At 68.7% G+C, this 380-nt stretch carries 1 protein-coding gene; it reads left to right on the top strand.

What is annotated here, in order from left to right; genetic code table 11:
• Positions 1–380 (top strand): TrmH family RNA methyltransferase (locus EXE44_RS18505; RefSeq protein ID WP_274595402.1); only part of this gene is annotated, 380 nt, incomplete at both ends.

The raw sequence follows: 380 nt of genomic DNA, 5'->3' as shown, positions 1-380 counted from the left end.
GAGGACGTGCTCCCGAACGCCAAGGAGGTCACCTTCGAGGAGGTGGTCGCGAACTACCACACCGTCGGCACCACGGCGATCACCGGCGAGGACGACCGCAGCCACGAGCGGTTCCCGTTCAAGACGCCCGTCGAACTGCGCGAGTCGCTGAAGGCGGTCGACGCCCCCACCGCCATCGTCTTCGGCCGCGAGGGGCGCGGGCTCAACAACGAGGAGCTCTCGCGGCTCGACGAAGTGTGCTCGATCCCGGCCGACGACGACTACCCCGTCTTGAACCTCGGGCAGGCCGCGACGGTCCTCCTGTACGAACTGCGCGATCTCACCGTCGACGAGACCCAGTTACCCGACACCGAGGTGACCCGCGCCCCCGAGGCCGACGT

Source organism: Halorubrum sp. SS7 (assembly GCF_005435055.1).
GTDB classification, from domain to species: Archaea; Halobacteriota; Halobacteria; order Halobacteriales; family Haloferacaceae; genus Halorubrum; species Halorubrum salinarum.
The sequence above is the reverse complement of the archived record's forward strand: the minus strand, read 5'-3'. Positions and strand labels throughout refer to the sequence as shown.